Source organism: Serratia sp. FDAARGOS_506 (assembly GCF_003812745.1).
Lineage (GTDB): Bacteria > Pseudomonadota > Gammaproteobacteria > Enterobacterales > Enterobacteriaceae > Serratia.
In genome coordinates, this window is the sequence record NZ_CP033831.1 from 731,458 (window position 1) to 749,426 (window position 17,969).

At 57.5% G+C, this 17,969-nt stretch carries 15 protein-coding genes; 4 read left to right on the forward strand and 11 right to left on the reverse strand.

Translation table 11 applies throughout. The annotated features are described in order from the left end of the window. Window positions 1–77: 77 nt before the first annotated feature. Window positions 78–848: an ABC transporter permease gene (locus tag EGY12_RS03745; protein ID WP_004937535.1), complete on the reverse strand. Its 771-nt coding sequence runs from the start codon at window positions 846–848 to the stop codon at window positions 78–80. Beyond that, a complete protein-coding gene (locus EGY12_RS03750; RefSeq protein WP_015379030.1) occupies window positions 845–1,768 on the reverse strand; it encodes an ABC transporter ATP-binding protein in 924 nt (307 codons plus the stop codon). The genes EGY12_RS03745 and EGY12_RS03750 overlap by 4 nt, the downstream gene beginning before the upstream one ends. 210 nt (window positions 1,769–1,978) lie before the next feature. Between EGY12_RS03750 and can the strand changes: the two genes are divergently transcribed. Beyond that, on the forward strand, window positions 1,979–2,635 hold the full coding sequence (gene can, locus EGY12_RS03755; protein ID WP_123892617.1) for a carbonate dehydratase: 657 nt from the start codon (window positions 1,979–1,981) through the stop codon (window positions 2,633–2,635). Window positions 2,636–2,672: 37 nt separating this feature from the next. On the opposite strand, the gene hpt is transcribed toward can, so the two are convergent. From hpt to cueO, 4 genes are all read right to left on the reverse strand, one after another. Further along, window positions 2,673–3,209 carry a hypoxanthine phosphoribosyltransferase gene (gene hpt / locus EGY12_RS03760; RefSeq protein ID WP_048234659.1) on the reverse strand — a complete coding sequence of 179 codons (537 nt, stop codon included), beginning with the start codon at window positions 3,207–3,209 and terminating at the stop codon, window positions 2,673–2,675. Between the two features lie 90 nt (window positions 3,210–3,299). Next, the gene (locus tag EGY12_RS03765; RefSeq protein ID WP_049208401.1) at window positions 3,300–3,575 is read right to left on the reverse strand and encodes a type II toxin-antitoxin system RelE/ParE family toxin; all 276 of its coding nucleotides are present in this window, start codon (window positions 3,573–3,575) and stop codon (window positions 3,300–3,302) included. 5 nt (window positions 3,576–3,580) lie between these two features. After that, complete coding sequence (locus EGY12_RS03770) at window positions 3,581–3,772, reverse strand: stability determinant (RefSeq protein WP_123892618.1); 192 nt, start codon at window positions 3,770–3,772, stop codon at window positions 3,581–3,583. 105 nt (window positions 3,773–3,877) lie between these two features. Next, complete coding sequence (gene cueO, locus EGY12_RS03775) at window positions 3,878–5,530, reverse strand: multicopper oxidase CueO (RefSeq protein WP_123892619.1); 1,653 nt, start codon at window positions 5,528–5,530, stop codon at window positions 3,878–3,880. 205 nt (window positions 5,531–5,735) lie between these two features. On the opposite strand from cueO, the gene EGY12_RS03780 reads away from it, so the two are divergent. From EGY12_RS03780 to speD, 3 genes are all read left to right on the forward strand, one after another. After that, window positions 5,736–6,083, forward strand: a complete 348-nt coding sequence (locus tag EGY12_RS03780; RefSeq protein WP_004937515.1) for a YacC family pilotin-like protein — start codon at window positions 5,736–5,738, stop codon at window positions 6,081–6,083. 124 nt (window positions 6,084–6,207) lie between these two features. Beyond that, window positions 6,208–7,071, forward strand: a complete 864-nt coding sequence (gene speE, locus EGY12_RS03785; RefSeq protein WP_123892620.1) for a polyamine aminopropyltransferase — start codon at window positions 6,208–6,210, stop codon at window positions 7,069–7,071. Window positions 7,072–7,098: 27 nt separating this feature from the next. Beyond that, window positions 7,099–7,893, forward strand: coding sequence for an adenosylmethionine decarboxylase (gene speD, locus EGY12_RS03790; protein WP_004937510.1), 795 nt, complete (start codon window positions 7,099–7,101; stop codon window positions 7,891–7,893). A gap of 32 nt (window positions 7,894–7,925) precedes the next feature. On the opposite strand, the gene yacL is transcribed toward speD, so the two are convergent. From yacL to aceE, 5 genes are all read right to left on the reverse strand, one after another. Further along, window positions 7,926–8,288 (reverse strand): protein YacL, encoded by a 363-nt coding sequence (gene yacL, locus EGY12_RS03795; protein WP_123892621.1) that lies wholly within the window; start codon window positions 8,286–8,288, stop codon window positions 7,926–7,928. A 257-nt stretch (window positions 8,289–8,545) separates the two neighbouring features. Then, complete coding sequence (gene acnB / locus EGY12_RS03800; RefSeq protein WP_033635927.1) at window positions 8,546–11,143, reverse strand: bifunctional aconitate hydratase 2/2-methylisocitrate dehydratase; 2,598 nt, start codon at window positions 11,141–11,143, stop codon at window positions 8,546–8,548. 514 nt (window positions 11,144–11,657) lie between these two features. Further along, on the reverse strand, window positions 11,658–13,082 hold the full coding sequence (gene lpdA / locus EGY12_RS03805; RefSeq protein ID WP_004937500.1) for a dihydrolipoyl dehydrogenase: 1,425 nt from the start codon (window positions 13,080–13,082) through the stop codon (window positions 11,658–11,660). Window positions 13,083–13,315: 233 nt separating this feature from the next. Next, window positions 13,316–15,196 carry a pyruvate dehydrogenase complex dihydrolipoyllysine-residue acetyltransferase gene (gene aceF / locus EGY12_RS03810; protein ID WP_123892622.1) on the reverse strand — a complete coding sequence of 627 codons (1,881 nt, stop codon included), beginning with the start codon at window positions 15,194–15,196 and terminating at the stop codon, window positions 13,316–13,318. A 13-nt stretch (window positions 15,197–15,209) separates the two neighbouring features. Beyond that, window positions 15,210–17,873, reverse strand: a complete 2,664-nt coding sequence (aceE, locus tag EGY12_RS03815; protein WP_123892623.1) for a pyruvate dehydrogenase (acetyl-transferring), homodimeric type — start codon at window positions 17,871–17,873, stop codon at window positions 15,210–15,212. Window positions 17,874–17,969: the final 96 nt, after the last annotated feature.

Here is a 17,969-nt window from a genome sequence, read left to right on the forward strand (position 1 = left end):
GCAATTCTATTGATTTACGCGCCGCCTGCGCCAAATCAAGAAAGCGCCCCCGCCGGGAAAGCGAGGGCGCGATATGATCAGCTGCGCAGACCGCGGCCGCGCTCGATCAGATACCAGGACAGCAGATAGAACACCGCGATAAACGCCACCAGCACCGCCATGGTAAACGCCAGCGGCACGTCGTTGATGCCAAGGAAACCGTAACGGAAACCGCTGATCATATAGACGATGGGGTTCAGCTTGGACACCGCCTGCCAGAATGGCGGCAGCAGCGACAGCGAATAGAACACCCCGCCCAGGTAGGTCAGCGGCGTCAGGACGAAGGTCGGGATCAGGCTGATGTCGTCGAAGGTGGTCGCGAACACCGCGTTGATCAGCCCCGCCAGCGAGAACAGGATCGCCGTCAGCAACAGCGTCAGCGCAATCACCCACCAGGCGTGTACCTGCAGCGGCACGAAGAACAGCGAGATGATGGTCACCAGCACGCCGACGCAGATGCCGCGCGCCACGCCGCCGCCGACATAGCCGGCGATCACCACGTGGGTCGGCACCGGTGCCACCAGCAGTTCTTCAATGTTGCGCTGGAACTTGGCGCTAAAGAACGACGAGGCGACGTTGGCGTAGGAGTTGGTGATCACCGCCATCATGATAAGGCCGGGCACGATGAACTGCATGTAGCTGAAGCCGTGCATATCGCCGATGCGCGAACCGATCAGATTGCCGAAGATGATGAAGTACAGCGTCATGGTGATCACCGGCGGCACCAGGGTCTGGATCCAGATGCGCGCGAAGCGGTTCACCTCTTTGGCCCAGATGCTCTGTAAGGCCACCCAATACAAACGCGTCATGCTTTTTCTCCATTGCCGTTAACCAGGGTGACAAACAGTTCTTCCAGGCGGTTCGCCTTATTGCGCATGCTCAGCACCTGCACGCCCTGCGCGCTCAGCTGGGCGAACAGGCCGTTCAGCCCTTGCTCGCGCATCACCTCCACCTCCAGCGTAGAGGTATCCGTCAAGCGGCTGTGATAACCGTCCAACTTCGGCAGCGGACTCTTCGCCGCCAGATCGAGAATGAAGGTTTCCGACTTCAGCTTGGCCAGCAGCCCCTTCATCGAGGTGTTTTCCACCAGTTCCCCGTTCTGGATGATGCCGATGTTGCGGCACAGCATCTCCGCCTCTTCCAGATAGTGGGTGGTGAGGATGATAGTGGTGCCTTGGGCATTCAGCTCTTTCAGGAAGCCCCACATCGAACGGCGCAGCTCGATATCCACCCCGGCGGTCGGTTCATCGAGGATCAGCAGCTTCGGCTGATGCATCAACGCGCGGGCGATCATCAGGCGACGCTTCATGCCGCCGGACAACATGCGGGCGCGCTCGTTGCGCTTGCCCCACAGATCCAGCTGATTGAGGTATTTTTCGGCGCGCGCCATCGCTTCACGCCGCGTGACGCCGTAGTAACCCGCCTGGTTAACCACGATCTGCAACACGGTCTCGAACGGGTTGAAGTTGAACTCTTGCGGCACCAGGCCGAGCTGACGCTTGGCGTTGACGATGTCTTTATCGATGTCGTAACCGAACACCCGCACGCTGCCGGCGGTTTTGTTCACCAGCGAGCTGATGATGCCGATGGTGGTGGATTTTCCGGCGCCGTTAGGCCCCAAAAGGGCATAAAAGTCCCCCGCCTCGACGCTCAGGTCGATGCCGCGCAGCGCCTTGACGCCACCGGCGTAAGTCTTGGTCAGCTGCGCTAATTCCAGTGCATAATTCATATATAAAATAGTACCTTATGACGATGAGTATGCCGCCGCGCCCCTGTCTGCGAGGCTTGAAACAATAACGATAATCCTAGCATCGGCGACGTTTCCACTGAGTCGAATCCGTGCGGAAAATGAGGCTGCACCACTGTTCCGATTTCCAAATTGTGACGCTTACCCTATATTACCCCAACGCAATCTGTTCGTTACGAGTCAATAATCTCCATGAAAGAAATCGAAGAGCTTATCGCCAACAACCAAGCCTGGTCGGCCAGCATCAGTCAGGAAGACCCGGAATTTTTTGAACGTTTAGCCCAGGCGCAAAAGCCCCGTTTCTTATGGATTGGTTGCTCTGACAGCCGCGTTCCCGCAGAACGCCTGACCGGCCTGGAGCCGGGTGAACTGTTCGTCCACCGCAACGTGGCGAACCTCGTTATCCATACCGATCTTAACTGCCTGTCGGTGGTGCAGTATGCGGTAGATGTGCTGGAAGTCGAACACATCATCATCTGCGGCCACCTGGGCTGCGGCGGCGTGCAGGCGGCGGTGGAAAACCCGGAACTGGGTTTGATCGACAACTGGCTGCTGCACATTCGCGATCTGTGGTACAAGCACAGCTCGCTGCTGGGCGAGCTGCCGCCGGAGCAGCGTTTCGACATGCTGTGCAAGATCAACGTCATTGAGCAGGTGTACAACCTGGGTCACTCTACCATCATGCAGTCCGCCTGGAAGCGCGGCCAGAAGGTGATGATCCACGGTTGGGTGTACGGCATTCAGGACGGCCGTCTGCGCGATATGGAAGTGCTGGCGACCAGCCGCGAGAGCCTGGAGATGGGCTACCGCAAAGCGATAGCCAAGCTGAAGCAGGATAAGGGCGTATAATCCCGCCGCGGGCGCGGCCGGCTGCGCCCCACATCCATTACTCGTCCAGCAGCACCACTTTGCCGACGTACGGCAGGTGACGGTAGCGCTGAGCGTAGTCGATGCCATACCCCACCACGAACTCATCCGGGATCGAGAAGCCGACATATTCGACCGGCACCTGCACTTCACGGCGCTCAGGCTTGTCCAGCAAGGTGCAAATCGCCAGCGATTTCGGCCCGCGCAGCGCCAAAATCTCGCGCACTTTGTTCAGCGTGTTGCCGGAATCGATGATGTCTTCCACGATCAGCACGTCTTTGCCGCGAATGTCTTCGTCCAGATCCTTGAGGATCTTCACGTCGCGGGTGGTGGACATGCCGCTGCCGTAGCTGGAGGCCGTCATAAAATCGACTTCGTGCGGCACGTCGATCGCGCGGCACAGATCGGCCATGAACATGAAGGAGCCGCGCAGCAGCCCGACCAGCACCATGTCACTGCCGCTGTCGCGGTAATGTTCGGTGATCTGGCGGCCAAGTTCGGCGATACGGGTCTTAACTTCCTGCTCGGAAATCATTACGTCTACAGTGTGTTTCATAGTATTCAGGTCAGTTGCCGGAAGAAAGGCGCAGAGTTTAGCATAGGCCGTTACGACTTGCCTCTCTCCCGGACAGGGGAGTTTTCTTTATTAAGGGTATTCCTGACGAGCGTGCAAGACACTCACTATTTCAATATGTGCAGCCAGCACGCGGTAAACCACAATGTAATTAGGATGAACAACCATTTCACGAGTCCCGTTCACCCTGCCTGGCCTGAATAGATAAGGATGTTCCGCTAACGGGATAACCGACTCTTCAATGCGTTGCAACAAAGCCTCAGCGGCAAGTGGATTCCGCTCAGCGATAAAAGCCAACAGCGTATATAAACCCGTTTTTGCTTCGTCAGTCCATTTGACGGTTAACATAAGGGTCAGGCCGATTTTCTTTTGGCTTTCGCCTGCTCGATAATGTGACGAGCGCCGGCCATGACTTCGTCATGGGGAATACGGGGGGAGTCGCTATTGATGGAAGATTCCACGGTGCTTTTGAACCAACGATCGTAACTATCAGCCTGCTCTTGAGTCTCAAACTCAGAAACGATGGGATCCAATTTTGTCGGCATGATGCACTCCTCAACAGCTGATATTTTAATCAGTATAACGGCTTCCTTTCATTGAACCAAGCGGTGGCGACGCGAGCGCGCCACCACCGGAGCGCCGGGCCGCCATCAATCGGCGACGGTGAAGCCCATCATCATGCCGGTATCTTCATGCTCCAACAGGTGGCAGTGGGCCATGTACGCATGTTCGCTGTTGGCCGGATGGTCGAATCGCACCAGCACTTCACTGCGCCACCCTTCGACGCGCACCGTATCCTTCCAGCCGCTACGATGTGCCGCCGGCGGTTTGCCGTTTTCCGACAAGATGCGGAACTGAGTGCCGTGAATGTGGAACGGGTGCAACATCATGTCGCCCTCGCCGGAAATGGTCCATTTTTCATACTGGCCCCGCTTGGCGGCGAACATCGGCTTGGTCATATCGAAGGCCTTGCCGTTGATCATGTTGCCGTGGCTGAAATCGAACGGTTTGGCTTTGCCCTGCGCGCCGCCGTGATCCATTCCGGCCATATTGCCATGATCCATGCCCTTCATGGTGCCCATGTTACCGTGGTCCATGCCCTGCATGCCGCCCTTCTCCATGCCTTTCATGTCTGTGCCGCCCATCGCGCCATGATTCATGCTCATGCCGGCCATCGCCTGGTGACCATAGCGATCCATCAGCGCCTGCATACCGAGCATATCCAGTTGCGGATCCATCATCAGCTGCAGCCAACGCTCCTGGATGCCGGTGGTGGCAGGCAACGTCGGCAGCTTCACCAGGCTATCCGGCATGGTTTTGATGCCCTGCGCCAGCGACGGCTGAATGCGCAACACCGGCAGCGGTTGATCGAACGGCGCCAACGTCATGCCCATCTGCTTCACCGGCAGCGTCACGATATCGAACGCTTTCCCATCCGAGGCATCGACCAGCACTTCAAAGCGTTCGCCCATCAGCATCGGCAGCTCGGTCAGTTTCACCGGCTCCGCCAGGAAACCGCCGTCGCTGGCAATGACATACAGCGGGCGGTTGTCACTGGCCGCCAGATTCAGCGAGCGGGCGTTGCAGCCGTTGAGGAAACGCAGGCGCAGCCAACCGCGCGGCGCCAAATGTTGTGGATACTGCGCGCCGTTGGTAAACATGCGATCGCCAAACCAACCCACCGCCGCACTCATCACGTCCAGGCGGTATTCGATCTGCGCGTCTTTCCCCAGCCGTTTATCCTGCAGGATCACCGGAATATCATCCTGCCCCCAGGTTTTCGGCAGCGGCAGTTTGGCGCTCTCTTCATCTTCCAGCAGCACCAACCCCGCCAGCCCCATCATGACCTGGCTGCCGGTTTTACCGTGGGTATGCGGGTGGAACCAGCAGGTAGCCGCCGGTTGCTCGACGGTGAAATTCACCGTGCGCGTCGCGCCGGGATGGATCAATGCCTGCGGGCCGCCATCGACGTCGCCGGGAATTTCCAGGCCGTGCCAGTGGACGGTGCTGGCCTCAGCCAGGCTGTTTTTGATGTCGACCGTCACCGGCTGACCACGCTGCAGCTTCACCGCCGGCCCGAGCAGCGCGCCATTGAATCCCCAGGTTTTGGTGGCGACGCCTGGCAACCAGCGGGTTTCCCCCGCCTGCAGCGCCAGCGCAATCTTTCCCTGCGCGTCCGGCGTCAACAGCGGCGGTACCGGCAGGGCCGGCAGATCGGCCGCCCAGGCGGCCCGGCTCCATAACGGCAATGCGCTCGCGGCGCCCAGCGCGGCGGTTAATTTAATAAAATCACGGCGTAACATCGCTGACTCCCTTTTCTCAGTGACATAACTCAATGCCGCCAGCCTAAACCTTCCCCCTGGCGGAAGGTCAAGCCTTTCCTGGCGGTATTTTAAGCTATACCTCACAATCAAAAGAGCGCGATGCCAGGCCCAGCGGCAATAAAATTTGGTGCCTTTACAGGCAAGTGTGGTAACGTCTGCAAACGACAAACAGGCCTATTTCATGATGAAAAAAACAACGTTATCGATGCTGTTGCTGGCGATGCTGGGCTTCTCCAACGCCAGTCTGGCGCTGAATGAATCCGAGGCGGAAGATCTGGCCGATCTGACGGCGGTATTTATTTATTTGAAAAATGATTGCGGCTACAACGATTTGCCAAATGCGCAAATCAAACGCGCCATCGTCTATTTCGCACAACAAAACCGCTGGGATTTGAGCAACTACAACAGCTTCAATATGAAGGCGCTGGGTGAAGACAGCTATCGCGATCTCAGCGGCATCGCCATTCCAACGCCTAAAAAATGCAAATCGCTGGCGCGCGACTCTTTGAGCCTGTTGGCCTACGCCAATTAATTTTTCCCCTTCTATTGCCCGCCTAACGCTCTCTCTGTCTGAAATTCAACCGTGCATCGCCAGGCAGAGTTAGCTATGATGTTGCGCCGATTTTTCATGGCTGTTATTACGGAGTTTCCCGCACATGACCCAGAAAGAAATTTGGTACGAAACGCTGCATACGGGCTTCGGCCAGTACTTCTCGGTAGAGAAGGTGCTGTACCGCGAGAAGACCGATCATCAGGATCTGGTGATCTTCGAGAACCCGGTGCTGGGGCGCGTGATGGCGCTCGACGGCGTAGTGCAAACCACCGAGCGCGACGAGTTTATCTATCACGAAATGCTGACCCACGTACCGCTGCTGGCGCACGGCGCGGCGAAGAAAGTGCTGATCATCGGCGGCGGCGACGGCGGCATGCTGCGCGAAGTCAGCCGGCACCCTGGCGTGGAGCAGATCACCATGGTCGAGATCGACGACGGCGTCGTCGAGTTTTGCCGCCAATATCTGCCTAACCACAGCGCCGGCGCCTATGACGATCCGCGCTTCAAGCTGGTGATCGACGACGGCGTCAACTTCGTGAACCAAACCGATGAAACGTTCGATGTGATCATCTCCGACTGCACCGATCCAATCGGCCCCGGCGAAAGCCTGTTCACTTCAGCGTTTTATGAAGGCTGCGCCCGTTGCCTGAATGAGGGCGGCATTTTCGTCGCGCAAAACGGCGTCTGCTTCCTGCAGCAGGACGAGGCGATCAACAGCCACGCTAAACTGAGCCGCTATTTTACCGACGTCAGCTTCTATCAGGCGGCGATCCCGACCTATTACGGCGGCATCATGACCTTTGCCTGGGCGAGCCAGAACCCGGCGCTGCGCCAGCTCGATCTGCCTACCTTGCAACAGCGCTTTAACCAAAGCGGCTTACACTGCCGTTATTACAACCCGGCAATTCACGTCGGCAGTTTTGCCCTGCCGCAATATTTGCTCAATGCCCTGAACGTAACACGTTAAGCGAGAAGATAAAGGAGGTGGCCCAAATTGCATAAGCTAAAACTGCACGGCTTCAACAACCTGACCAAGAGCCTGAGTTTTTGTATTTACGATATTTGTTACGCCAAGACCGCGGACGATCGCGATGGCTATATCGCCTACATTGACGAACAATATAATGCCAACCGGCTGACCGAGATCCTGAGCGAAACCTGTTCGATCATCGGCGCCAATATTCTGAACATCGCACGTCAGGACTACGAGCCACAGGGCGCCAGCGTCACCATCCTGGTCAGCGAAGAGCCGATCGATCCGAAAGACGTCGATACGTCGGAACACCCCGGCCCGCTGCCGAACACGGTCGTCGCGCACCTGGACAAAAGCCACATCTGCGTACACACCTACCCGGAAAGCCATCCGGAAGGCGGGCTGTGCACCTTTCGCGCCGATATCGAGGTTTCGACCTGCGGCGTCATTTCGCCCCTCAAGGCGTTGAACTACTTAATTCACCAGCTGGAATCCGACATCGTCACCATGGACTACCGCGTGCGCGGTTTCACCCGCGACGTGAACGGTGTGAAGCATTACATCGATCATGAGATCAATTCGATCCAGAACTTTATGTCGGAAGACATTAAAGCGCTATACCATATGATGGACGTGAACGTTTACCAGGAAAATATCTTCCATACCAAGATGTTGCTGAAAGATTTCGATCTGAAGCACTACCTGTTCAACGCGGAACCGGAAGCGCTGAGCGCCGCCGAACGCAAGCAGATCACCGATCTGTTATGGAAAGAGATGCAGGAAATCTATTACGGCCGCAATATCCCGCATCTGTAATGGAAAGGGCGCGGCACGCCGCGCCCTGATGCTTAGTACTTCAGCATGAAAGAACGATAGGCCTTCAACACCAGCAGGAAATCCTCAACGCCGCAGAATGAGAGGCTTTCTTCGTCGTAGTAGTTCATCCCCTCTTCCATTTCATCGCCCTCGAACTCCAACTGATTGGCGCGGATCATCACTTCTTCGCCATCCATCAACAGCGTATATTCATGGCCTTCCAGCTGCCATTGACGTTCACTGCCTTTGACCCCGGCCGCGCCGGCTTCTATGCGGTCCAACAGGTTGAAATCGCCTTTGACTTCTTCGTTGATCCAGTGGCCAATCGCTTCATGCCCCATCGAAAATCTGACGATCACCTGACCGGTGACGTCACGCAGAAATTCGTAATCCATAGCATGCCCTCCTGAGCCCTTTTTCTTAGTGTAAACATAAATGGCGGACTAACTCAGTGAGCGCTCGCAAAGTTGGCAACTGAGCAAAATAAAACGGGAGGCCAAGGCCTCCCGTTAAACAGTTGCGCAATATTACCCAGCATTCTTCGAATTGCAACGGCGTTAGCCGCCTTTATTCACCCCGGTCATTTGGTCGGCCAAACTTCCGGGGATTCATTCAGTTGCCGCGCAATCCGAATTATTTAGGGTAACGCAGCTTACACGGCGGTCTGGAAGATCACGCCGTCGGCTTTTTCGGTGTACTGCCCCAGTTGGTCAAAGTTCAGGTAGCGGTAGGTATCCGCCGCCGTCTTGTCGACCTGCGCCATATAGGTCTGGTACTCGTCCGGCGTCGGCAGGCGGCCCAGCAGGGACGCAACCGCAGCCAGTTCGGCAGACGCCAGATAGACGTTGGCACCGGTGCCCAGACGGTTCGGGAAGTTACGGGTCGAGGTGGAGACCACCGTCGCACCGTCCGCCACGCGCGCCTGGTTGCCCATGCACAGCGAGCAGCCCGGGATCTCGATACGCGCACCGCTCTTGCCGAAGACGCTGTAGTAGCCTTCTTCGGTCAGCTGAGCCGCGTCCATCTTGGTTGGCGGCGCCACCCACAGACGGGTCGGCAGCTGGCCCTTGTGCTGATCCAGCAGCTTGCCGGCCGCGCGGAAGTGGCCGATGTTGGTCATGCAAGAACCGATGAACACTTCATCGATTTTGCTGTTGGCCACGTCGGACAGCAGGCGTGCATCGTCAGGATCGTTCGGCGCGCACAGGATCGGCTCTTTGATCTCGTTCAGATCGATGTCGATCACCGCCGCGTATTCCGCATCCGCATCGCCTTCCAGCAGCTGCGGATCCGCCAGCCATTTTTCCATGCCCTGAATACGGCGCTCCAGCGTACGGCGATCGCCGTAGCCTTCGGAGATCATCCACTTCAGCAGCACGATGTTGGAGTTCAGGTACTCTTCGATCGGCGCTTTATCCAGCTTGATGGTACAACCGGCGGCGGAACGTTCGGCGGACGCATCGGTCAGCTCAAACGCCTGCTCGACCTTCAGATCCGGCAGGCCTTCGATCTCCAGAATACGGCCGGAGAAGATGTTTTTCTTGCCCTTCTTCTCGACGGTCAGCAAGCCTTGCTGGATCGCGTAGTAAGGGATGGCGTGCACCAGATCGCGCAGGGTGATACCAGGCTGCATTTTGCCCTTGAAGCGCACCAGCACCGACTCAGGCATATCCAGCGGCATCACACCGGTCGCGGCGGCAAATGCCACCAGGCCGGAACCGGCCGGGAAGGAGATGCCGATCGGGAAGCGGGTGTGGGAATCGCCGCCGGTGCCGACGGTGTCAGGCAACAGCATGCGGTTCAACCAGGAGTGGATCACGCCGTCGCCCGGACGCAGCGAGACGCCGCCGCGGTTCATGATGAAGTCAGGCAGCGTGTGGTGCGTGGTCACGTCGACCGGTTTCGGATACGCGGCGGTATGGCAGAACGACTGCATGACCAGATCGGCGGAGAAGCCGAGGCAGGCCAGGTCTTTCAGCTCATCGCGGGTCATTGGGCCGGTGGTATCCTGAGAACCGACGGAGGTCATCTTCGGTTCGCAGTACTCGCCAGGGCGAATGCCGGCGACGCCGCAGGCGCGGCCGACCATTTTCTGCGCCAGCGAGAAGCCTTTGCTGCTGGCGGCAACCGGCTTGGCGATACGGAATACGTCGCTGTGCGGCAGACCCAGCGCTTCGCGCGCCTTGGTGGTCAGGCCGCGGCCGATGATCAGCGGGATACGGCCGCCGGCGCGCACTTCATCCAGCAGCACGTCGGTTTTCAGCTCGAAGTTGGCGATCAGCGCGCCGGTTTCGTGGTTGCGCACTTCACCTTTGTACGGGTAAACGTCAATCACGTCGCCCATGTTCAGCTCGGACACGTCCACTTCGATTGGCAAGGCGCCGGCATCTTCCATGGTGTTGAAGAAGATAGGCGCAATCTTGCCGCCCAGCACCACGCCGCCGCCGCGCTTGTTCGGCACATGCGGGATGTCGTCGCCCATAAACCACAGCACGGAGTTGGTGGCGGATTTACGGGAAGAACCGGTGCCGACCACGTCGCCGACGTAGGCCAGCGGGAAGCCTTTCTTGTTCAGCAGCTCAATCTGTTTGATCGGGCCGACGCTGCCCGGCTGATCCGGCACGATGCCTTCACGTTCGTTTTTCAGCATCGCCAGCGCGTGCAGCGGGATGTCCGGGCGCGACCAGGCGTCCGGCGCCGGAGAAAGGTCATCGGTGTTGGTTTCGCCGGTGACTTTGAACACGGTGACGGTGATCTTTTCCGCCAACTCAGGGCGTGACAGGTACCATTCGGCGTCGGCCCAAGACTGCATGATCTGCTTGGCGTGCGGGTTACCGGCCTTGGCCTTCTCTTCCACGTCGTAGAAGTTGTCGAACATCAGCAGCGTGTGGGACAGCGCTTTCGCGGCGATAGGCGCCAGCGTTTCGTTGTCCAGCGCTTCGATCAGCGGATGAATGTTATAGCCGCCCTGCATGGTGCCTAACAGTTCAATGGCTTTCTCGGGGGTAACCAGGGGGGATGTCGCTTCGCCTTTGGCGATGGCCGCCAGGAAACCTGCTTTGACGTAGGCGGCTTCGTCGACGCCCGGTGGAACACGGTTAATCAGCAGGTCTAACAGGAATTCTTCTTCGCCTTTTGGCGGATTCTTCAGTAGTTCGACCAGCGCGGCCATTTGGGTGGCGTCTAGCGGCTTAGGGGCGATGCCCTCAGCAGCACGCTCGGCTACGTGCTTACGGTATTCTTCTAGCACGACGTTCTCCTCGCTCTCATTGTCATTTATTGTGCCTGGCGTATATGCAAACCGGGTTTATACCCTTGGGGTTTCACTCTGTGGCTAGGCGATCGGCCCGTAAAGGCCCCGAAAAGGTGTCTGGGGCAAACAAGCACGGTCAAACAGCGTTACAGCATGAAAGACTGATGGGTAGAGCGCACGGCGATATTGATGCCATCTATCCTGACGGGGCACTGCTGTCGATGTCCTGGACTGTAAGGTACAGTGCCCGGTTCCGCTCAGCCAGCATATCAGGATTTGAAACGGTTGTTAATTCGTTCACATAAAAGCAACATTAAATCTTTGCTGAATCGTTGAGCGCAGCGTAATCGGCTGCCGGACTAGCAGGGCATTATATCCATAGAGTTAGAGAGGATATAAGCAGAGGGATCGGAATTTGGCGCAGCGGCCACAAAAATACCGCTTTCTGAGTTTGAGCAAAAAAAAACGGCCCCTTCTCAGGAGCCGCTTGTTAACCGGTCAGCCAGCAGAATTACTTCTTCTTGGCTTTCGGGTTAGGCAGGTCGGTGATGCTGCCTTCGTAGATTTCTGCCGCCAGGCCCACGGATTCGTGCAGGGTCGGGTGAGCGTGGATGGTCAGCGCGATGTCTTCCGCGTCGCAGCCCATCTCGATAGCCAGACCGATTTCACCCAGCAGCTCACCGCCGTTGGTGCCGACAATCGCGCCACCGATGATGCGGTGAGTTTCTTTGTCGAAGATCAGTTTGGTCATGCCGTCTGCACAGTCGGAAGCGATCGCACGGCCGGAAGCCGCCCACGGGAAGGTGGAGGTTTCGTAGCTGATGCCTTTCTCTTTCGCTTCTTTCTCGGTCAGACCCACCCATGCCACTTCCGGCTCGGTGTAAGCGATGGATGGGATCACTTTCGGATCGAAGTAGTGCTTCATGCCGGCGATAACTTCTGCGGCAACGTGGCCTTCGTGCACGCCTTTGTGCGCCAGCATCGGCTGACCGACGATGTCGCCGATAGCGAAGATGTGCGGCACGTTGGTGCGCAGCTGTTTGTCGACGTTGATGAAGCCACGCTCGTCAACTTCAACGCCAGCTTTGCCGGCATCCAGCAGTTTGCCGTTCGGCACGCGGCCGATCGCCACCAGCACCGCGTCGTAACGCTGTGGTTCTGCCGGCGCTTTTTTACCTTCCATCGTGACGTAGATGCCATCTTCTTTGGCTTCTACCGCGGTCACTTTGGTTTCCAGCATCAGGTTGAACTGCTTGCTGATACGTTTGGTGAAGACTTTCACCACGTCTTTATCTGCCGCCGGGATAACCTGATCGAACATTTCAACGACGTCGATCTGTGAACCCAGCGCATGGTATACGGTGCCCATTTCCAGGCCGATGATGCCGCCGCCCATGACCAGCAGACGCTCTGGGACGGTTTTCAGTTCCAGCGCATCGGTAGAATCCCACACGCGTGGATCTTCATGAGGAATGAATGGCAGTTGGATCGGACGAGAACCTGCAGCGATGATGGCGTTATCGAAGTTGATGGTGGTTGGGCCGTTTTCGCCTTCCACAACCAGGGTGTTAGCGCCGGTGAACTTGCCCAGGCCGTTGACCACTTTCACTTTACGGCCTTTCGCCATGCCAGCCAGACCGCCGGTCAGCTGAGTGATGACTTTTTCTTTCCAGACGCGCACTTTGTCGATGTCGGTTTTCGGCTCGCCGAAAACGATGCCGTGTTCGGCCAGCGCTTTGGCTTCTTCGATCACTTTGGCAACGTGCAGCAGTGCTTTGGAAGGGATACATCCCACGTTCAGGCAAACCCCGCCCAGAGTGGAATAACGTTCAACCAGAACGGTTTCAAGACCTAAGTCAGCGCAACGAAAGGCTGCAGAGTAACCTGCCGGGCCCGCCCCAAGTACCACGACCTGAGTTTTAATTTCAGTACTCATCATGACCTCTTAATTGATTGTCCGGCGGGTCAGACGTCATTTTTATTGCTAATCGATCTCATAACGCCCTTCATCCACCGGGACGCTTACACCGCGAGCAGTTTACAGAATTGTTAATAATCTGCAAAGCGTGTTCGAGTGACCCGTGTCTCAACAATTTTGTCGAGTTATGCAAAATCCGACAAAACTGCTACAGAATCGTCAGGGGCGCAGCATGCTGCGCCCCTTTTGCATTACATCACCAGACGGCGAATGTCGGACAACATGTTGTTGATGATGGTGATGAAGCGCGCACCATCGGCACCGTCGATAACGCGGTGGTCGAAGGACAGCGACATCGGCATCATCAGGCGCGGCATGAACTCTTTACCGTTCCAGACCGGCTCCATCGCAGACTTGGAGACGCCCAGGATAGCCACTTCCGGCGCGTTGACGATCGGCGCGAAGTGGGTCGTCCCGATGCCGCCCAGGCTGGAGATGGTGAAGCAGCCGCCCTGCATCTCGCCCGCGGTCAGCTTGCCGTCGCGCGCTTTCTTGGAGATGGTCATCAGTTCGCGAGACAGCTCGGTGATGCTCTTCTTGTTCACGTCCTTGAACACCGGAACCACCAGGCCGTTCGGGGTATCTACCGCCACGCCGATGTTGATGTATTTCTTCAGCGTCAGCTTCTGACCGTCTTCGGACAGCGAGCTGTTGAAGCGCGGCATCTGCTCCAGAGCGGCAGCAACGGCTTTCATGATGAACACGACAGGCGTGAACTTCACGTCCAGCTTGCGCTTGGCCGCTTCTTCGTTCTGCTGTTTGCGGAACGCTTCCAGATCGGTGATATCGGTTTTGTCGAAGTGAGTCACGTGCGGGATCATCACCCAGTTGCGGCTCAGGTTCGCGCCAGAGATCTTCTGGATGCGGCCCATTTCGACTTCTTCGATCTCGCCGAACTTGCTGAAGTCCACTTTCGGCCATGGCAGCATGCCTGGCAGACCGCCGCCGGCAGCGGCCGGAGCCGCTTCAGCGCGTTTCACCGCGTCTTTCACGTAAGTCTGAACGTCTTCGCGCAGGATACGGCCTTTACGACCTGTACCCTTCACTTTCGCCAGGTTAACGCCGAATTCACGCGCCAGGCGACGAATGACCGGGGTCGCGTGCACGTATGCCGCGTTCTCGGCGAACTCGCCTTTGTCGTCAGCTTTCGCAGCCGGAGCGGCAGCTTTAGCAGCGGCCGGAGCCGGCGCAGCTTCCGCTTTAGCAGCTGGAGCAGCGGCGGCAGGCGCAGCGCCTTCCACTTCGAATACCATGATCAGGGAGCCGGTTTTCACTTTGTCGCCGGTCGCGATCTTGATCTCTTTCACGGTACCGGCGAACGGCGCAGGCACTTCCATGGAAGCCTTGTCGCCTTCCACGGTGATCAGAGACTGCTCGGCGGCAACCTTGTCGCCCACCTTAACCATCACTTCGGTCACTTCGACTTCGTCGCCGCCGATATCCGGCACGGCGACGTCTTTGGCCGCAGAGGCCGCAGGCGCTGCAGCGGCGGCAGGGGCTTGCGCCGCAGCCGGGGCCGCAGCGGAAGCGGCGCCGGCCACTTCGAACACCATGATCAGGGAACCGGTTTTCACTTTGTCGCCGGTCGCGATCTTGATCTCTTTCACGGTGCCCGCGAACGGCGCAGGGACTTCCATGGAAGCCTTGTCGCCTTCAACGGTGATCAGGGACTGCTCGGCTTCCACCTTGTCGCCCACTTTCACCAGGACCTCGGTCACTTCGACTTCGTCGGCGCCGATGTCCGGCACGGCAACGTCTTTGGCTGCAGCGGCGGCCGGGGCAGCAGCTGCTGCCGCCGGTTTTTCTTCCGCTTTCGCCGCCGGTGCAGCTTCCGCTGCGCCTGCCGCTTCGAAGATCATGATCAGTTTGCCGGTTTCGGTTTTATCGCCGACCGCCACTTTGATCTCTTTCACCACGCCCGCCTGCGGGGATGGCACTTCCATGGAAGCCTTGTCGCCTTCCACGGTGATCAGCGATTGTTCCACTTCAACTTTATCGCCGACCTTCACCAGAATCTCGGTGATTTCGACTTCATCTGCACCGATGTCCGGTACGTTGATTTCGATAGACATTATTCAGTACCTCTTAGGCCAGACGCGGGTTAACTTTTTCCGGGTTGATGTCGAATTTCTTGATTGCATCAGCAACCACAGAAGCTTCGATCTCACCGCGTTTAGCCAGTTCACCCAGAGCAGCAACCACCACGTAGGATGCATCGACTTCGAAGTGGTGACGCAGGTTTTCGCGGCTGTCCGAACGACCGAAGCCGTCGGTGCCCAGAACGCGATAATCGCTGGCCGGCACATAAGTACGAACCTGTTCGGCGAACAGTTTCATGTAGTCGGTAGAAGCTACCGCCGGCGCGTCGTTCATCACCTGAGCGATGTAAGGCACGCGTGGCGTTTCGGTTGGGTGCAGCATGTTCCAGCGCTCGCAGTCCTGACCGTCGCGCGCCAGTTCGGTGAACGAGGTCACGCTGTAGGTGTCGGAACCCACGCCGTATTCCTTCGCCAGGATCTGCGCAGCTTCGCGCACGTGGCGCAGGATGGCGCCGGAGCCCAGCAGCTGTACCTTGCCTTTGCTGCCTTCCAGCGTTTCCAGCTTGTAGATACCCTTGCGGATACCTTCTTCCGCACCCTGCGGCATCGCAGGCATGTGGTAGTTTTCGTTCAGCGTGGTCAGGTAGTAGTACACGTTTTCTGGGTTGTCGCCATACATGCGCACCAGACCATCGTGCATGATTACCGCCACTTCGTACGCGTAAGCCGGATCGTAAGAGATGCAGTTAGGGATGGTCAGAGACTGAATGTGGCTGTGGCCATCTTCGTGCTGCAGACCTTCGCCGTTCAGAGTAGTACGGCCCGAGGTCCCGCCGATCAGGAAGCCGCGCGCCTGTTGGTCGCCCGCTGCCCAGCACAGGTCGCCGATACGTTGGAAACCGAACATCGAGTAGTAGATGTAGAACGGAATCATCGGCAGATCGTTGGTGCTGTAAGAAGTCGCTGCGGCCAGCCAGGAAGACGCTGCGCCCAGTTCGTTGATGCCTTCCTGCAGGATTTGGCCTTTCTCGTCTTCTTTGTAGTAAGCAACCTGCTCACGGTCCTGCGGAGTGTACTGCTGGCCGTTCGGGCTGTAGATACCGATCTGACGGAACAGACCTTCCATACCGAAGGTACGCGCTTCGTCGGCGATGATTGGCACCAGGCGATCTTTGATCGACTTGTTCTTCAGCATCACGTTCAGGGCACGCACGAAGGCGATAGTGGTAGAGATCTCTTTGTTCTGCTCTTCCAGCAGCGAGCTGAAATCTTCCAGCGCCGGCATTTCCAGCTTCTGGGTGAACTCCGGCAGACGAGTCGGCACGTAGCCTTTCAGCGCCTGGCGACGTTCGTGCAGGTATTTGTATTCTTCGGAATCTTTCTCGAAGGTGATGTACGGCAGTTTTTCGATATCAGCATCGGCAACCGGCACGTTGAAACGATCGCGGAAGTGGTGAACCCCTTCCATGTTCATTTTCTTCACCTGGTGAGCGATGTTTTTACCTTCCGCAGTTTCACCCATGCCGTAACCTTTGATGGTGTGGGCCAGGATAACGGTCGGTTTGCCTTTGGTGTCCTGCGCTTTTTTCAGTGCAGCGAAGATTTTCTTCGGATCGTGACCACCACGGTTCAGCGCCCAGATTTCGTCGTCGGTCATGTCTTTGACCAGCGCCGCGGTTTCCGGGTAACGGCCGAAGAAGTGCTCGCGCACGTAAGCGCCGTCTTTGGATTTGAAGGTCTGGTAATCGCCGTCCAGGGTCTCGTTCATCAGCTGAACCAGTTTACCGCTGGTGTCTTTACGCAGCAGTTCGTCCCAACGGCCGCCCCAGATCACTTTCAGCACCTGCCAGCCTGCGCCGGAGAAGATGCCTTCCAGTTCGTTGATGATCTTGCCGTTGCCGGTGACCGGGCCATCCAGGCGCTGCAGGTTGCAGTTGATGACGAACACCAGGTTGTCCAGCTTCTCGCGGGTCGCGATGGTGATGGCGCCTTTGGATTCCGGCTCATCCATCTCGCCGTCGCCCAGGAAGGCGTAAACGGTCTGCTCAGAGGTGTCTTTCAGGCCGCGGTGTTCCAGGTATTTCAGGAACTTCGCCTGATAGATGGCGCTGATTGGGCCCAGGCCCATGGAAACGGTCGGGAACTGCCAGAATTCCGGCATCAGCTTAGGATGCGGGTAAGAGGACAGGCCATTGCCGTGCACTTCCTGACGGAAGTTGTTCATTTGTTCTTCGGTCAGGCGGCCTTCAAGGAAGGCACGCGCGTAAACGCCCGGAGAGATGTGGCCCTGGAAGTACACCAGGTCGCCGCCGTCTTTCTCGTTGCGTGCGCGGAAGAAGTGGTTAAAGCAGACTTCATAGAAGGTCGCGGAAGACTGGAAGGAAGCCATGTGGCCGCCCAGCTCCAGGTCTTTTTTGGATGCGCGCAGAACGGTCATGATCGCGTTCCAACGGATCGCTGAACGAATGCGGCGTTCCAGATCCAGGTTGCCTGGGTAGGCCGGTTCGTCTTCTACCGCGATGGTGTTGACGTAGTTGTGCGCTGCAGCACCAGCCGCAACGTTAACGCCGCCTTTGCGGGCTTCTCCCAATACCTGATCAATCAGAAACTGAGCTCGCTCAACACCCTCTTCACGGATGACCGATTCGATCGCCTGCAGCCAGTCGCGGGTTTCGATCGGATCCACGTCATTGTTTAAACGTTCTGACATGGTGGTATTCCTTATCTGTCTAATGGTTTGTTTGGAGCCTGTCTTCCTGTGCTCTGTGCAAAAACACACGAAGACAGGCCCATCAGTTTAGTTGCC